This window comes from Phenylobacterium sp. (assembly GCF_035569475.1).
Lineage (GTDB): Bacteria > Pseudomonadota > Alphaproteobacteria > Caulobacterales > Caulobacteraceae > Phenylobacterium.
This window is the reverse complement of the sequence record NZ_DATMNA010000119.1, coordinates 1-15,443: the sequence shown is the minus strand read 5'-3', so window position 1 is coordinate 15,443 and position 15,443 is coordinate 1. Positions and strand designations below refer to the sequence as shown.

At 69.6% G+C, this 15,443-nt stretch carries 15 protein-coding genes and 1 pseudogene; 11 read left to right on the top strand and 5 right to left on the bottom strand.

Annotated elements, in window-relative coordinates:
• Positions 1-84 precede the first annotated feature (84 nt).
• Both VNW53_RS18890 and VNW53_RS18885 read right to left on the bottom strand, forming a co-directional pair.
• Complete coding sequence (locus VNW53_RS18890) at positions 85-882, bottom strand: LytTR family DNA-binding domain-containing protein (protein ID WP_325557539.1); 798 nt, start codon at positions 880-882, stop codon at positions 85-87.
• On the bottom strand, positions 879-1,976 hold the full coding sequence (locus VNW53_RS18885) for a sensor histidine kinase (RefSeq protein ID WP_325557538.1): 1,098 nt from the start codon (positions 1,974-1,976) through the stop codon (positions 879-881). The genes VNW53_RS18890 and VNW53_RS18885 overlap by 4 nt, the downstream gene beginning before the upstream one ends.
• A 183-nt stretch (positions 1,977-2,159) precedes the next feature.
• Here VNW53_RS18885 and VNW53_RS18880 point away from each other — a divergent pair, with 183 nt between their 5' ends.
• Entirely contained in the window at positions 2,160-2,369 is a 210-nt protein-coding gene (locus VNW53_RS18880) for a hypothetical protein (protein ID WP_325557537.1), read from the top strand.
• 4 nt (positions 2,370-2,373) lie between these two features.
• Positions 2,374-2,745 (top strand): MarR family winged helix-turn-helix transcriptional regulator, encoded by a 372-nt coding sequence (locus VNW53_RS18875; RefSeq protein ID WP_325557535.1) that lies wholly within the window; start codon positions 2,374-2,376, stop codon positions 2,743-2,745.
• A 62-nt stretch (positions 2,746-2,807) separates the two neighbouring features.
• Here the strand turns inward: VNW53_RS18875 and VNW53_RS18870 are convergent, their stop codons facing one another.
• Positions 2,808-3,365, bottom strand: a complete 558-nt coding sequence (locus VNW53_RS18870) for an ActR/PrrA/RegA family redox response regulator transcription factor (protein WP_325557533.1) — start codon at positions 3,363-3,365, stop codon at positions 2,808-2,810.
• A gap of 87 nt (positions 3,366-3,452) precedes the next feature.
• Positions 3,453-4,859: an ActS/PrrB/RegB family redox-sensitive histidine kinase gene (locus VNW53_RS18865; RefSeq protein WP_325557531.1), complete on the bottom strand. Its 1,407-nt coding sequence runs from the start codon at positions 4,857-4,859 to the stop codon at positions 3,453-3,455.
• A gap of 86 nt (positions 4,860-4,945) precedes the next feature.
• Between VNW53_RS18865 and VNW53_RS18860 the strand changes: the two genes are divergently transcribed.
• The 3 genes from VNW53_RS18860 to VNW53_RS18850 all read left to right on the top strand — a co-directional run bounded on the left by VNW53_RS18860 (position 4,946) and on the right by VNW53_RS18850 (position 7,706).
• Positions 4,946-5,563, top strand: coding sequence for an SCO family protein (locus tag VNW53_RS18860; protein WP_325557530.1), 618 nt, complete (start codon positions 4,946-4,948; stop codon positions 5,561-5,563).
• A 68-nt stretch (positions 5,564-5,631) separates the two neighbouring features.
• Positions 5,632-6,927, top strand: coding sequence for a polyhydroxyalkanoate depolymerase (locus VNW53_RS18855; RefSeq protein ID WP_325557528.1), 1,296 nt, complete (start codon positions 5,632-5,634; stop codon positions 6,925-6,927).
• 11 nt (positions 6,928-6,938) lie between these two features.
• The gene (locus VNW53_RS18850) at positions 6,939-7,706 is read left to right on the top strand and encodes a M48 family metallopeptidase (protein ID WP_325557526.1); all 768 of its coding nucleotides are present in this window, start codon (positions 6,939-6,941) and stop codon (positions 7,704-7,706) included.
• Between the two features lie 36 nt (positions 7,707-7,742).
• Here VNW53_RS18850 and VNW53_RS18845 read toward each other — a convergent pair whose 3' ends face one another.
• Complete coding sequence (locus VNW53_RS18845; RefSeq protein ID WP_325557524.1) at positions 7,743-9,728, bottom strand: penicillin-binding protein 1A; 1,986 nt, start codon at positions 9,726-9,728, stop codon at positions 7,743-7,745.
• 226 nt (positions 9,729-9,954) lie between these two features.
• On the opposite strand from VNW53_RS18845, the gene VNW53_RS18840 reads away from it, so the two are divergent.
• The 6 genes and pseudogenes from VNW53_RS18840 to VNW53_RS18815 all read left to right on the top strand — a co-directional run.
• A complete protein-coding gene (locus VNW53_RS18840; RefSeq protein WP_325557522.1) occupies positions 9,955-10,560 on the top strand; it encodes a DsbA family protein in 606 nt (201 codons plus the stop codon).
• Positions 10,561-10,819: 259 nt separating this feature from the next.
• The gene (locus VNW53_RS18835) at positions 10,820-11,161 is read left to right on the top strand and encodes a CC_3452 family protein (protein ID WP_325557520.1); all 342 of its coding nucleotides are present in this window, start codon (positions 10,820-10,822) and stop codon (positions 11,159-11,161) included.
• A gap of 333 nt (positions 11,162-11,494) precedes the next feature.
• Positions 11,495-12,049, top strand: coding sequence for a F0F1 ATP synthase subunit delta (locus tag VNW53_RS18830; RefSeq protein WP_325557518.1), 555 nt, complete (start codon positions 11,495-11,497; stop codon positions 12,047-12,049).
• Positions 12,050-12,054: 5 nt separating this feature from the next.
• Entirely contained in the window at positions 12,055-13,584 is a 1,530-nt protein-coding gene (gene atpA / locus VNW53_RS18825; RefSeq protein WP_325557516.1) for a F0F1 ATP synthase subunit alpha, read from the top strand.
• A 29-nt stretch (positions 13,585-13,613) separates the two neighbouring features.
• The gene (locus VNW53_RS18820) at positions 13,614-14,480 is read left to right on the top strand and encodes a F0F1 ATP synthase subunit gamma (RefSeq protein ID WP_325557514.1); all 867 of its coding nucleotides are present in this window, start codon (positions 13,614-13,616) and stop codon (positions 14,478-14,480) included.
• A gap of 22 nt (positions 14,481-14,502) precedes the next feature.
• Positions 14,503-15,443 (top strand): annotated as a pseudogene (locus tag VNW53_RS18815) (F0F1 ATP synthase subunit beta); the annotation flags it as partial.

Genomic DNA, 15,443 nt, shown 5'->3' with positions numbered 1-15,443 from the left:
GGCGGCCTGGACTCGGCTTGGGTCCCCCGGATCGCGTCTTCACGCGACCGGAGGATGACGATGTAGAGGGGCGAGCGGGGAAAACTAAGCGCCCCGACTCATCGCCTTGAGCGCGCCCATGTGCCGGCGGGAGACTGCGACTTCGACGCCCGTCGACAGGATCACCGCGCCGCGGCCGGCGGCGTGGCGGATGCGCACGATGCGGTCGGTGCGGACCAGGCTGGAGCGGTGGATGCGGATGAACTGGGCCGGGTCCAGGCGCTCGGCGAGCGCCCCGATGGACTGGCGGACCAGGAAGCTGCGCGCGCCGGTGTGGATGCGCACATAGTCCCGCTCGGCGGCGATCCAGTCGATGGCCGCGATCGGCACGCTGGTGCGCCCGCCGCGCTCCTGGATCCAGATCTCGCGGGCGTAGAGGCTGGGCGCCGGCGCGTTCGCCGGGTCGCCGCGCAGGTTGCGCAGGATCTCCTCCAGCTCCAGGGCCCGTTCGGCGGCCGCGCGGCCGGCCAGGGCCTCGCGGGCGCGGGTCAGGGCGGCGGCCAGGCGCGCCGGCTCCACGGGCTTCAGGAGATAGTCGAAGGCGGCGCGCTCGAAAGCGTCCAGGGCGAAGCGGTCGAAGGCGGTGACGAAGATGACGATCGGCAGGCCCTTGCCTCCGGACCCCTCGCCCAGGGCGTCGAGCACTTCCAGGCCCGTGAGGCCCGGCATCTTGATGTCCAGCAGCACCACATCCGGCGCGCGCTCGGCGATCATTCGGGTCGCCGCCACCCCGTCGGCGGCCGAGCCCGCCAGCTCGATGGCCGGCTGTTCGCGCAGCAGGATCTCCAGCCTGCGCCGCGCCAGCGGCTCGTCATCGACGATGAGGACGCGCAAGGGGTTCATCGGCGTTCCAGGGGCAGCTCGACCGTGGCCGCGAAGCCGCCGCCGCGGCGCGGACCGCAAGTCAGCCGGCCGGCCTCGCCGTAGAGCACCTCCAGGCGGCGTCGCACATTGGCCAGGCCGACGCCGAGCGTGGCCGGCGCCTTGGCGATGTCGGGGATGGCGTCGTCCTGCACGGTGACGGCCAGGCCGCGCTCGCCGAGCGCCGCGGTGATCTCCACCCGCACCGGCCGGGTCGTGCGGGCCACGCCGTACTTCACCGCGTTCTCGATCAGGGGCTGCAGGATCAGGCCGGGGACCAGGGCGTCCTGCAACTCGACCGGCGCGGTCTCCACCAGGACCAGGCGCTCGCCGAACCGCTCCTGCTCGATGGCCAGGTACTGGCGCTGGGCGGCGAGTTCGTCGGCGAGGGTGATCTTGTCGCTGGGGGCCTTTTCGAGGGAGGCGCGCAGGAAGTTGGACAGCGAGAGCACCATCCGCTCGGCCCGGTCGAAGTCCTTCTGCAGGATGAGCGAGGAGAGCGCGTTCAGGGTGTTGAACAGGAAGTGCGGGTTGATCTGGTAGCGCAGCATCTGGTTCTGGCTCTCGGCCGCCAGGGCCTGGGCCTCCATCAGCCGCAGGCTCTGCTCGCGCGCCCGGTCGTCGGAGTTGAGCGCGAAGACCACCGCGCACCAGGCCACGAACGACCAGACCAGGCTCGAGAAGGTGAGCATGGTGTTCCAGACCACATCCATCGGCGTTTCGTGGCTGACGTCCGCCGCCGGGGCGATGACGTAGAAGGCCAGGTGGTTCAGGGCCGTGTAGAAGATCGCGCCCGCCAGCGAGAGCGCCGCGGCCAGGGCCAGCCTGCGGAACCGCGACCAGCCCGCCGAGCGCAGCAGCAGGTGCTGGAAGCCGATGCAGAGGATGAAGGCCGCGGCGCAGACCGCCGCGCGCCGCAGGCCGTAGTTCAGCAGCCGGGGCCAGGGCGTCTGCATCCCCAGCGAGCGGACGCTGATCAGCAGGTAGGTGAACGCCCACAGGATCAGGTTGGCGGCGAGGTAGCGGTCGAAGAACGTCCGCCGGACCGGCTCGGATTCGGCGAAAGTGCTGTCCAAGGACGCTCCTCCGCGCCGTTCCGGTTACGGCGTGCAGACTAGGCCGCCGGGCCCGCCGAGGCGACGCCGCTTGTCGTGCAAAACCTGCCGCTTGCCGCAGTGACTGCAGTTGGCTGCGTGATTTGCAGCCTTCATCGAATACGGCGTGATCGCGCCCGCCCGCGATCGGATGCTGGGTGCGCCATGAAGCTCAGCGGCCAGATCTCCATCGAACTCACCGTCGACGACTATGTCGCGGCCGCGGACCACCAGAGGCGGATCGAGGGCCTGCTGGCCATGGTCCGCGATCTCTATCCCGGCGCCACCCTGACCCTGCGCGAGCGCCGCCAGCCGAAGCCGCCGCTGCCGCGCGCGCGGCCGCCGGCGCCGCGCGATCTCTACGGGGAGGCCTGAAGCCATGCGCCGGCGAAACGCGGTCCTGCAGGTGCTCTGCCTTCTGAAGGGGCTGGAGCCCAGGATCAGCCTCAACGAGGCGGTCGCCTTCCTTTATGTGGCGGAGAACGAGGGGCTGACCGTGCAGGAGATGGCCGGCGTCTCGGGCCTGACCCAGTCGACCGCCTCGCGCAGCCTGCGGGCCCTGGGGCCGAAGGAGTCGAGCTGGTCGATGGCGCCGGCGCTCGGCCTGCTGGAGGCCTACCTCAATCCGGCCGACGCCCGCAGCCACGTGATCCACCTGAGCGCCCGCGGCCGCGAGGTGCGCGACCGCATCGACGCCATCATCCGCCGCGGCGAGACGATCCAGCCGGACCAGGCGTTCCGGGCGGCTTAGGACGCTGCCCTCACCCCAACCCCGCTCGTCCAGGCCTTCGCCGGGATGAACGGGGCGAAGGGTTACCGCGGCGCCCGCTTGGCGAGGATCCGCTGCAAGGTGCGCCGATGCATGTTGAGCCGGCGCGCGGTCTCCGAGACGTTGTGGTTGCAGAGCTCGTAGATCCGCTGGATGTGCTCCCAGCGCACCCGGTCGGCGCTCATCGGGTTGTCCGGCGGGGCCGGCGCGGTGTCGCCGCGGGCCAGGAGCGCGCGGACCACGTCGTCGGCGTCGGCGGGCTTGGAGAGGTAGTCCACCGCCCCGGCCTTCACGGCCTGGACCGCGGTGGCGATGTTGCCGTAGCCGGTCAGCATGATGATCTTGGCGTCGGGGCGCGCGTCGCGCACCGCCTCCACCACCTTCAGGCCCGTGCCGTCCTCCAGGCGCATGTCCAGGACGGCGTAGGCCGGCGCGTGGGCCCTCACGGCCGCGAGGGCCTCCGAGACCGAGCCCACCAGCGTCGGCTCGAAGCCGCGCTGCTCCAGCGCCCGGCCCAGCCGCGTGCGCAAGGGGGCGTCGTCGTCAAGCACGAGCAACGTCTTGTCGGCCAGGGCGGCCACATCTGCGGAAAGATCGTTCATGCGGGGATCCCTTTGAGGGGTCGGTACTGTGCGGCATTCTGTCGCGGCGATGGAGCTCAGGGCAAGCTGGAACTCTCGATGGGCGAATTAGAGGGCTCCCGCCTCGATCTTGGTGCGCGGCCACCGGGCCGACACAACCGCACCGTGCGGTCTGCTGTTCTGAAACGTCACAAGGGCCCCAGTTCGTTCCAACAGCGTCTTGGCGATGAAGAATCCGAGCCCCATGCCGATGTGGCCGGTGCGTGAGCCCTCGGCGTCCGGCCGGGTGGTCACATAGGGCTCGCCGAGCTTGGCCAGCACCTCCGGGGCGAAGCCCGGGCCGTCGTCGCGCACCTCGATGGAGATGGTCTCGGCGTCGAACCGCGCCGACAGCAGGATCTCCGACCTGGCGAAGTCGACGGCGTTTTCCACGAAGGAGGTGAAGGCGTGGGCGATCTCCGGCAGGCGGCGGATGTCGGGGGTCTTCATCCCCTTGGCGCCGGTGACGATGGCCTCGACCCGCACCCCTTTCACCCCGGCGTGGGGTTCGATCACGTCCTGCACGAGCTGGCGCAGGGAGATGCGTTCGTGAACCTCGTCGGAGGCCGCGTCCGGGGTTTCGGTGAGCCGGCGCAGGATCTCGCGGCAGCGCTCGGCCTGGGAGACCAGCAGCTCGGCGTCCTCCTTGACCGCGGCCGTGGGGGCCTCGCGGCCCAGCTCCTTGGCGACGATGGAGATGGTGGCCAGGGGCGTGCCGAGTTCGTGGGCGGCGGCGGCGGCCAGGGCCCCCAGGGCCGAGAGCCGCTGCTCGCGCGCCAGCACCGCCTGGGTGACGTCCAGCGCCAGCGCCATGCGGGCCGACTCCAGCGCCGCCTGGCGCACATAGCCGGCGGTCAGCGCCATGCCGGCCAGGTTGGCGACGGCGGCGGCCACGCGGAAGCTCAAGGGGACGGTCGCCGCCATGCCCGGCGCGTGCGGCAGGGGCAGGGATGCGAAGGCCAGGGCGACGGAGATCAGGGCGGCCATGGCGCCCAGGATCAGCACGGGCCGCAGCGGCAGGGTGGCGGCCGCCAGCGTGACCGGGGCGATCAGCAGGAGGACGAAGGGATTGGCCGTCCCGCCGGTGAGGAACACCAGCGTGCCCATCTGCAGGATGTCGAGGCTGAGCTGGGCGGCGGCCTCGCGCTCGCCGAACACCCGCTGGCCGGGGGAGGCCACGCCGGTCAGCAGGTTCACCCAGGCGCCCGCCCCGACGATGGCGAAGCACAGGGCGTAGGGCAGCGACGACCCCCTCGCCATGACCGCGAGCAGCAGCAGCGCCTCGCCCGCCACCACCATCCAGCGCAGGGTGACCAGGGTGCGGACCCGCAGCCGGCCGCGATTCACCGAGCCGCGCGGCCAGGCCTCGGCGCCGTCGATCTCGCCGGCCGCCGGTCCAGCTTGCGCGTCGCCGCGGGCGGTCCTATCGAGACCAGGCTCTGTCGACGGCGCGGCGGAGGTCTGGGATCTAGGCATGGCCCGGGCAGGATCGCGCGCCCGCGCCGCCGTGACGAGCCCTAATGCGGCCGCCCCTGGGGCCGCGGAGCCAACAGGGACGCCGCATGAGCCGGACCGTCTGGGTCATTCTCGCCATCCTGGCTGTGGCCTTCGCCGTGATCACGGGCCTGGCGGTGAAGCGCGGCCTGCTGGGCCCGCAGAGCCAAACCGCGGCCATCGGCGGACCGTTCCACCTGGTCGACCAGACCGGCGCGCCGCGCGACGCGGACCTGCTGAAGAAGAAGTGGAGCGCGGTCTTCTTCGGCTTCACCTATTGCCCGGAGGCCTGCCCCACGACGCTGCTGGCGCTGGGCCAGACCGAAAAGCTGCTGGGCCCGAAGGCTGACGACTTCCAGACAGTGTTCATCTCCGTCGACCCCGAGCGCGACACGCCCAAGGTGCTGGCCAACTACCTGTCGAACAGCGCTTTCCCGCACCGCACACTGGGCCTGACCGGCACGAGCCAGCAGGTCGCCGACGTCGCCCACGCCTACCATGTGTTCTACCAGAAGGCCGGGACCGGGCCGGACTACCAGATCAACCACTCGACCATTACCTATCTGATGAGCCCCAGCGGAGACTTCGTCTGCGTGATCCCCTACGGCGAAACGCCGGACGCCATGGCCGGCCAGATCCGCTCGGCCATGAAGCAGGGTCCTCACGCGCAATCTTGCCACGCCTGAGCTTGAAGATTGGGTATGGACCCAGTTAACGGTTCGGGTGTTATGCTGCGGCGCACAAAGGATGGGACATGCTCTACTCCCTCTATGAAGCCGGCTTCTACGCCGCCTCGCCGCTGCGGGCCGCGGCCCGCGTGACGCGCGACTTCTGGTCCTCGCCCCTGAACCCGGCGAAGGACTCCGACCTCGGGCGTCGGCTCTACGCCAACGCCGACCTGTTCGCGAACCTGACGCGCCGCTACGGCAAGCCCGCCTGGGGCATCGACACCGTCGAGATCGACGGCCAGCCGGTGCGCGTCCGGCCGACCGAGGTCTGGTCGAGCCCCTGGTGCAAGCTCACCCACTTCGCCCGCGACATGGCCGACATGCGTCGAGCGGGCCGGCGGACGCGGGAGCCTGCGGTGCTGATCGCGGCGCCGCTTTCGGGCCACTACGCGACCCTCCTGCGCGGCACGGTGCAGGCCTTCCTGCAGGACCACGAGGTCTACATCACCGAATGGACCAACGCCCGGGACGTGCCGGTGCTGGAAGGCCGCTTCGATTTCCACGACTATATCGACCACATCCGCGCGATGCTGCAGGCGCTCGGCCCTCGGCCGCATGTGGTCGCCGTCTGCCAGCCGGGCCCGCCGGTGCTGGCCGCCGCGGCCCTGATGGCCGAGGACGGCGACGAGAGCCGCCCGGGTTCGATGACCTTCATGGGCTCGCCGATCGACGCGCGCCTCTCGCCGACGGTGACCAACAAGCTGGCCGAGGAGCGGCCCTTCACCTGGTTCCAGTCGCACATGATCGACACCGTGCCGCCGCCCTATCCGGGGATGGGCCGGCGCGTCTATCCGGGCTTCGTGCAACTGGCCAGCTTCATGTCGATGAACGCCGAGAAGCACCAGGAGGCGCACCAGCGATACCTGCGCCAGTTGATGGACGGCGACGGCGACGGCGCCGAGCGGCACCTGGAGTTCTACGACGAATATCTGTCGGTCCTCGACCTGACCGAGGAGTTCTACCTGCAGACCGTCGACGTGGTCTTCCAGCGCTACCTGCTGCCCAAGGGTGAGCTGACGCACCGCGGGCGGCTGGTGCGGCCCGACCGCATCACCGACATCCGCCTGCTCACCGTCGAGGGCGAGAACGACGACATCTCCGGCATCGGCCAGACCCAGGCGGCGCACGACCTCTGCTCGGGCCTGCCGGCGGAACTCAAGGAAGACTACGTCCAGCCGCACGTCGGCCACTACGGCGTGTTCAACGGCGCGCGGTTCCGCGACCAGATCTATCCGCGGGTGCGCAGCACCATCTGGGAGGCGGAGACGGCCCTGTCGCGCAGCCCCGCCAACGCCCTCCCCAAGGCGACCAAAGCCGCCTAGATTCAGGCCCGATGAGTCTCTTCGGCCGATCCCCGCTTGTCGGAAAAACCTGGGCCGACGGCGACCGGCTGGAGGTGGCCGGGACGGCCGTCACCCTGAAGGTCAACCGCCGCGCGCGCCGGGTCTCTCTGCGGCTGGACCGCACGCGGCGCGAGATCGTCGCCACCGCCCCCTCGCCGCGCCGCCTGCCCGAGGCCGCCGCCTTCGCCCGCGCCCGCGCCGGCTGGATCGCCGAGCGCATCGCCGAGCTGCCTGACGCGACGCCGATCCATCCGGGAATGACGCTCACCGTGTTCGGTGAGCCGGTGCGCCTGGAGGCCGGGACGGGCCGCGCCAAATGGCTGCCGGCGGCGGGGGGCGAGCCTGCGCGGATCACCGCCATGGTCTCCGACGACTTTGGGGGCGAGGGCTATGCGCGGGCGGTCATCCTGATGCTGAAGAAGCGCGCCGCCGCGGTGCTGGGCGAGCGCACGGAGGTCTACGCCGCCATGCTGGGCGCGCCGGCGCCGAAGGTGACCGTGGCCGACGCCAAGGGCCGCTGGGGCTCCTGCCGCCCCGGCGCGCACGGCCAGCCGGCGTCGATCCGCTACTCCTGGCGCCTGGCGCTCGCGCCCTTCGCGGTGGCCGACTATGTGGCGGCGCACGAGTGCGCCCACCTGATGGAGCTGAACCACGGCCCGCGCTTCTGGGCGCATGTGAAGGCCCTGGTCGGCGAACCCAAGGCGCACCGCGCCTGGCTGCGCGCCGAGGGCGCGAGGCTGCACGCCTTCGGGCGGTGAAGACCTAGCCCCCGCGAAGACGACGGAGGAGCCCGGCTAGTGCGGGGCTTCTTCCGGGTATCTCTGCGGCGCCGGCGCGGGGCCGGGCCCTTCGGCCTCGTGGTCGCCGTGCAGCAGGTCGTTGACGCCGCTGATGATCGCCCCGATGGCGTCGGTGGGCTCCGCGGGCGGCGGGGCGTCGGCGCCGGGGATGCCTTGGGTCTTCAGGCGCGGCAGGGCCTGGATCATGTAGTCGTGCCAGATGGCGGCCGGCGGCCCGCCGCCGGTGACCTTCCGCATCGGGGTGTTGTCGTCCTTGCCGACCCAGACGGCGGTGACGAAGCCGCCGGTGTAGCCGATGAACCAGGCGTCGCGGTAGTCGCTGGTCGTGCCGGTCTTGCCGGCCAGGTCATAGCCTTTGACATTGGCCCGCGTGCCGGTGCCGGACTGGATCACCTGGCGCATCATGCGGATCATGTAGGAGAGCGCCGGCTGGCCGATCACCGCGCGGCGCTGATCGTTGCCGACATTGTGGTCGTAGAGCACCCGGCCCGAGGCGGTGCGGATGCGCTCGATCCCATAGCCCTTGGCGAAGACGCCGCCGTTGGAGAACGGCGCGTAGGCCTGGGCCATCTCCAGCGGGCTCACCTCGACGGCGCCCAGGGCCATGGAGGGATCGAGCTGGATCGGCGAGGCGATGCCCAGCCGGTGGGCCGTGGCCGCCACGTTGGAGGTGCCGACCTCGTTGGCCAGCCGCGCGGCGACCGTGTTGATGGACTCCTTCAGCCCGATCTCCAGCGTGATCGGGCCGAGGTACTTTCCGGTGTAGTTGCGCGGCGTCCAGGTCCCGATGGTGATCGGCTCGTCGACCACCGGGGTATCGGGCGTGCGCCCGGCCTCCATGGCGGTCAGGTAGACGAAGGGCTTGAAGGACGAGCCGGCCTGGCGGCGCGCGCTGGTGGCGCGGTCGAACTGGCTCTGCAGGTAGTTCACCCCGCCGACGTAGGCGCGGACCCGGCCCTCGCCGTCGAGGGAGATCAACGCCGCCTGCTTGACGCCCTGGGTCTGGGCGGCGGCGACGCCGGTCTGTACGGCCTGCTCGGCGGAGGCCTGCAGCGGCAGGTCGAGGGTGGTCTCCACCACCAGGTCCTCGGTGGGCTGGCCGACCAGGTGGCGGACCTGGTCGTCGACCCAGTCGGTGAAGTACTGGGCCCGCTGGTTGGCCAGCACCGGGTTGACCCGGATCGGCTGCTGGAAGGCCGCGTCCCTCTCGGCAGGCGTGATGGCGTGGATGCGCACCATCTCGTCCAGCACGGTGGTGGCGCGCCGCTCGGATCGCGCCGTGTCGGCCATGGGCGAATAGCGCGAGGGGCCCTTCATCAGGCCGGCCAGCATGGCGCTCTCGCCCAGGCTGAGCTGGGCGGCGGGCTTGCCGAAATAGCGCTGGCTGGCGGCCTCGATGCCGTAGGCGCCTTCGCCGAAATAGACCCGGTTCAGATAGAGCTCGAGGATCTGCTTCTTGGAGAACTTGGCCTCCAGCCAGATGGCCAGGATCAGCTCCTGGGCCTTGCGGCGGTAGGTCTGGTTGGGCGTCAGGAAGAGGTTTCGGGCGAGCTGCTGGGTGATGGTCGAGCCGCCGCGCAAGGGGCCGCCGCCGCGGTGGGTCATGTCGTAGAACTGGCTGCGCGCGATGCCCCAGGGGTTGAAGCCGAAGTGCCAGTAGAACCAGCGGTCCTCGATGGCGACGAAGGCCTTGGGCACGTAGGGCGGCAGCTTGTCGAGGTCGACCGGCGGGGCGAACTGGCTGCCGCGCACCGCCACCAGCCCGCCGGAGCGGTCGAGGTAGGAGATCGAGGGCTGGCGCTTGACGTCGTAGAGCTTGGAGGTGTCGGGCAGGTCCACCGAGAAGACGGCGAAGAAGGCGACCACGAAGATCAGCGCCCAGACGCCCAGCACCAGGGCCCAGTAGATCACCGCCTGCAGGGGGGAACGGCCCGGCCGGGGCGTTCCGGCTCCGTCGCTTGGCGGCGGCGCTTTGGCCATCTGCTCGTCGTCCTACGGTCGCGCGGGGTCCCCGACCCGGCGCGGGTCATAGCCCACGCCGCAGAAGCACGCGACAAGATTGACGAGATGTGAACGGCGGGCTTTGAGAGGCGTTCGATGGCCTCTCAGCTTCACTTGAGGCCAAGCTTGCGTCACATTCCGCGCCGAGTTTCGGGATCGGTTCGGGCCGGCGCGCCCTGGAAGGGATTTTAAGGCGATGTTGCGGATGAAGGTTGCGCTGCTGATGGCGCTGACGATGTTCGGCGCGGCCGCCTGCTCCAAGGGCGGCGGCGGAACGGCGCTCACCGCCGACGACATGGATCTCGGCAACCCCCAGGCCAAGGTGACGGTGGTCGAGTACGCCTCGGTGGGCTGCCCGGTCTGCGCCAAGTGGCAGCGCGAGGTGTGGCCGGCGTTCAAGGCCAAGTACGTCGACACCAACAAGGTGCACTATGTGTTCCGCGAGATGCTGGTGGGCGCGGGCCCCGAGGTCGCGGTGGCGGCCTCCGGCTTCCTGCTCGCCCGCTGCGCCGGCAAGGACAAGTACTTCGCCGTCACCGACGCCATCTTCACGAGCCAGGAACAGGCCTTCCAGGCGCCGCGCGAGACCCTGCTGGACGTCGCCAAGTCGGTGGGCATGACCGAGGACGGCTTCAACAAGTGCACCAGCGACGAGAAGGCCATGCAGGCGCTGAACGACCGGGTCGAGCACCACAGCCGCGACGACCACGTCAATTCGACGCCCACCTTCGTCATCAACGGCAAGACCCTGGAGCCCGGCTACCACACGCTCGACGAGATCGACGCGGCCATCAAGGCGGCGGGCGGCTAGGGAGAAACTTGCTGCTGCCTCCCCGGGAATGGGGAGTGCAGATTGCTCAGCCATGGGCGCCGCTGCGTCGGCCCTGCGACATTCCTGCATAGCGGCTGTGCGAAAATAGCAGTTGCCAGTGATCTTAACACTGTTATCTTAGCGATGCTCAGTTCGTGGCGCGCCTAGGGTGGGGATACCCGAAGCGATCCCACGCGGCGAACGGGGCCGGCGTCTTGAGCAGGGACGCCGACACTCCCCAACGCCCCGGAGGGCTACTATGAAACTCCTGACCCTTGCGGCCGCCTGCGCCGCTGTCGCCACCCTGTCCGCCGCTCCCGCTTTCGCCGCCGATCCGGTGGTCGCCAAGCTGGCGCAACCTGTCCCCCAGGCCACGAAGATCATCGCCGGCGAGGCCGTGTTCAACTGCGAAGGCGACACCTGCGTCGCCACCTCCCCGACCTCGCTGACCTTCTCGAGCACGACCTGCAAGGCCGTGGCCGCCAAGTTCGGGACCATCGTCTCCTACACCGGCGCCAAGGCCATGGACGACACGCGCCTGAGCGCCTGCAACAGCGTCGCCGTGGCGCGCGCCGCGGGCCCGCAGATGGCCAAGCAGTAGGCCGATCCTTCGATCTCCCAGCAGCTCTGTTGTCGAGCTTCTGAAACTGCAGGGCGCCGGTCCGGGACCGGCGCCCTTCTTCTTTGCGCATTCCCCGGGCCCTTCGGTTCAGGGGGGTGAAAAGGCGCGGACCCCGTGACTATTCGTCAGGTCCCAGGGTGACCCCTCCGTGTTGCGGCGCGGGAGGTCGCGTGCTATCAGGCGCGCGGCTTTGGGACGGGGGTCTTTGAGACCTTTCGGACTGATGTGCTTTTTCCAAGCGCTTTCAAGCCTTTAAGGCTGCTGCGGAGACCTTCCGCCGCGGCTCCCTAGACGCACTGGGCGGACAACTAAGTGGCGGACGATTCAAAGGCATCGAATGTGGGCGGCCGGTACGCTCAGGCCCTGTTCGATCTGGCGAGCGATGAGAAGCAGGTCGCGGCCGTGGAGGCCGACCTGAAATCCCTGAAGACCGCGCTGGCGGACAGCAACGACCTGCGCGTGCTGGTGCATTCCCCGGCGTTCAGCGCCGAGGACAAGGCCAAGGGCCTGGCGGCCATCGCGGCCAAGGCGAAATTCGCCGCCACGACGAAAAAGTTCCTGGGCCTGCTGGCCGCCAACGGACGCACGGCCCTGCTGGCCTCGGTGATCACCGGCTATGAGGACCTGTCGGCCAAGGCCCGCGGCGCGGTCTCCGCCCAGGTGACCACCGCCATTCCGCTGTCCGCCGCCCAGTCCAAGGGCGTGGCCGCCGCGCTTCGCCAGGCGCTCGGCAAGGACCCTGAAATCCAGACCCGCGTCGACCCCGCCATCCTCGGCGGGATCAAGGTGCAGGTCGGCTCCCGTCTGTTCGACGCTTCGCTCAAGTCGAAGCTCGACTCCCTGAAATTCGCCCTCAAGAGAGCGTAAGATCCATGGATATCCGCGCCGCCGAAATCTCGGCCATCCTCAAGTCGCAGATCGCGAACTTCGGCCAGGAAGCTGACGTCTCCGACGTCGGCCAGGTGCTGAGCGTCGGCGACGGCATCGCCCGCGTGTTCGGCCTCGACAATGTCCAGGCCGGCGAGATGGTCGAGTTCCCCAAGGCCGGCGTGAAGGGCATGGCGCTCAACCTGGAGCGCGACAACGTCGGCGTGGTGATCTTCGGCGAAGACCGCTCGATCTCCGAGGGCGACGAAGTCCGCCGCCTTGGCGAGATCGTGGACGTGCCGGTGGGCAAGGGCCTGCTGGGCCGGGTGGTGAACCCGCTGGGCGAGCCGATCGACGGCAAGGGCCCGATCGTCGCCACCGAACGCCGCCGCGTGGACGTGAAGGCGCCGGGCATCATCCCGCGCAAGTCCGTGCACGAGCCGGTGCAGACCGGCCTGAAGGCCATCGACACCCTGATCCCGGTCGGCCGCGGCCAGCGCGAGCTGATCATCGGCGACCGCCAGACCGGCAAGACCGCGGTGGCGATCGACACCATCCTGAACCAGAAGTCGATCAACGCCGGCACCGACGAGAGCGCCAAGCTCTATTGCATCTACGTCGCGATCGGCCAGAAGCGCTCGACCGTCGCCCAGATCGTCAAGACGCTCGAGGAGCGCGGCGCGCTGGACTACACCATCGTCGTCTCGGCCACCGCCTCGGAGCCGGCCCCGTTGCAGTTCCTGGCGCCCTTCTCGGGCTGCGCCATGGGCGAGTGGTTCCGCGACAACGGCATGCACGCCGTGATCATCTATGACGACCTTTCCAAGCAGGCCGTCGCCTATCGCCAGATGTCGCTGCTGCTGCGCCGCCCGCCGGGCCGCGAAGCCTATCCGGGCGACGTCTTCTATCTGCACTCCCGCCTGCTGGAGCGCGCGGCGAAGCTGAACGAGGACAACGGCTCGGGCTCGCTGACCGCGCTGCCGATCATCGAGACCCAGGCCAACGACGTGTCGGCCTATATCCCCACCAACGTGATCTCGATCACCGACGGCCAGATCTTCCTGGAGACCGACCTGTTCTTCCAGGGCATCCGCCCGGCGGTGAACGTCGGCATCTCGGTGAGCCGCGTGGGCTCCTCGGCTCAGATCAAGGCGATGAAGACCGCGTCCGGCCCCATCAAGGGCGAGCTGGCGCAGTACCGGGAAATGGCCGCCTTCGCGAAGTTCGGCTCCGACCTGGACGTCACGACCCAGCGGCAACTGGCGCGCGGCGAACGCCTGACCGAGCTCCTGAAGCAGCCGCAGTACTCGCCCCTGAAGGTCGAGGAACAGGTGGCCGTGGTCTACGCCGGCACCCGCGGCTACCTGGACGGCGTCGCCACCAACCAGGTCCGCCGCTTCGAGAGCGAACTGCTGGCCCACCTGCACTCCAAGCATCAGGGCCTGCTGGACAAGATCCGCATTGAGAAGGACCTGAAGAACGTCGAGGACGATCTGAAGTCCGTGCTGGCCGCCTTCGCCCAGACCTTCGCCTGACGCTGGCTGACGGGAGCAGGAACTAGGCGATGGCCAGCCTCAAGGAGATGCGCAATCGGATCGGAAGCGTGAAAGCCACGCAGAAGATCACCAAGGCGCTGCAGATGGTGGCGGCGGCGAAGCTGCGCCGCAGCCAGGACGCCGCCCAGAACGCCCGGCCCTACGCCGAGCGGATGGCCGCGGTCATCGCCAACCTGGCCGCCGGGGTCTCCGGCGAAGGCGCGCCGCGCCTGCTGGTGGGCACCGGCTCCGACCGGCGCCACCTGATCGTGGTCGCCACCTCCGACCGCGGCCTGGCGGGGGGCTTCAACTCCTCCATCGTCCGCGCCGCGCGCGAGCGGATCGGCAAGCTGATCGCCGAGGGCAAGGACGTCAGCATCCTCACCGTCGGCCGCAAGGCCCGCGACCAGTTGAAGCGTCTCGACCGCTCCGTGGGCGCCTATGAGGCGGGCGGCAACCCGTCGCTGGCGGTGGCCGAGGAGGTTTCGGCGAAGATCCGGGAGATGTTCGCGGCCGGCGAGGTGGACGTCGTCACCCTGTTCTTCTCGAAGTTCCAGTCGGTGGTCGTGCAGACCGCCACCGGCGTGCAATTGATCCCGGCCGAGGTGAAGGCCGCCGCCCAGCCGATCGACCTGAAGGGCGCGGTCTACGAGTACGAGCCCGACGAGGAAACGATCCTCGAGGAGCTGCTGCCCCGCAACATCACCACCCAGTTGTTCTCCGCCATGCTGGAGAACCAGGCGGGGTTCTACGCGGCCCAGATGACCGCGATGGACAACGCGACCCGCAACGCCGGCGACATGATCTCGGCGCTCACCCTGCAATACAACCGCTCACGCCAGGCGCAGATCACCAAGGAGCTGATCGAGATCATCTCCGGCGCCGAAGCGCTCTAGTCGAAAGTCGAAAGAGACAGCCATGGCTACCACCACCGCCAAGAAGCCCGCCGCCGCGAAGAAGCCGGCGGCCCCCAAGGCGCCCGCGAAGGCCTCCGCGAAGACCCCGGCCACGGCGGCCAAGGCCGTCGCCACCGGCAAGCTGGTGCAGATCATCGGCGCCGTCGTCGACGTGGAGTTCGAAGGCCACCTGCCGGCGATCCAGAGCGCGCTGGAAACCACCAACACCGACCAGCGGACCGGCCAGCCCTTCCGCCTGGTGTTCGAGGTCGCCCAGCACCTGGGCGAGAACACCGTGCGCGCCATCGCCATGGACACCACCGAGGGCCTCACCCGCGGCCAGCCGGTGTTCGACACCGGCCGTCCGATCACCGTGCCGGTGGGCCCGGCCACGCTCGGCCGCATCATGAACGTCATCGGCGACCCGATCGACGAGGCCGGCCCGATCGCGACCACCTTCACCTCCTCGATCCACCGCGAGGCCCCGTCCTTCGCCGAGCAGTCGACCTCGGCCGAGGTGCTGGTCACCGGCATCAAGGTGGTGGACCTGCTCTGCCCCTACACCAAGGGCGGCAAGATCGGCCTGTTCGGCGGCGCGGGCGTCGGCAAGACCGTGACCATGCAGGAGCTGATCAACAACATCGCCAAGGCCTACGGCGGCTATTCGGTGCTGGCCGGCGTCGGCGAACGCACCCGCGAGGGCAACGACCTCTACCACGAGATGATCGAGTCCAACGTGAACATTGACCCGAAGAAGAACGGCTCGACCGAAGGCTCCAAATGCACCCTGGTCTATGGCCAGATGAACGAGCCGCCGGGCGCCCGTGCGCGGGTGGCCCTGACGGGTCTGGCTCAGGCCGAGTATTTCCGCGACCAGGGCCAGGACGTGCTGTTCTTCGTCGACAACATCTTCCGCTTCACGCAAGCCGGCTCCGAAGTCTCGGCGCTCCTTGGCCGCATTCC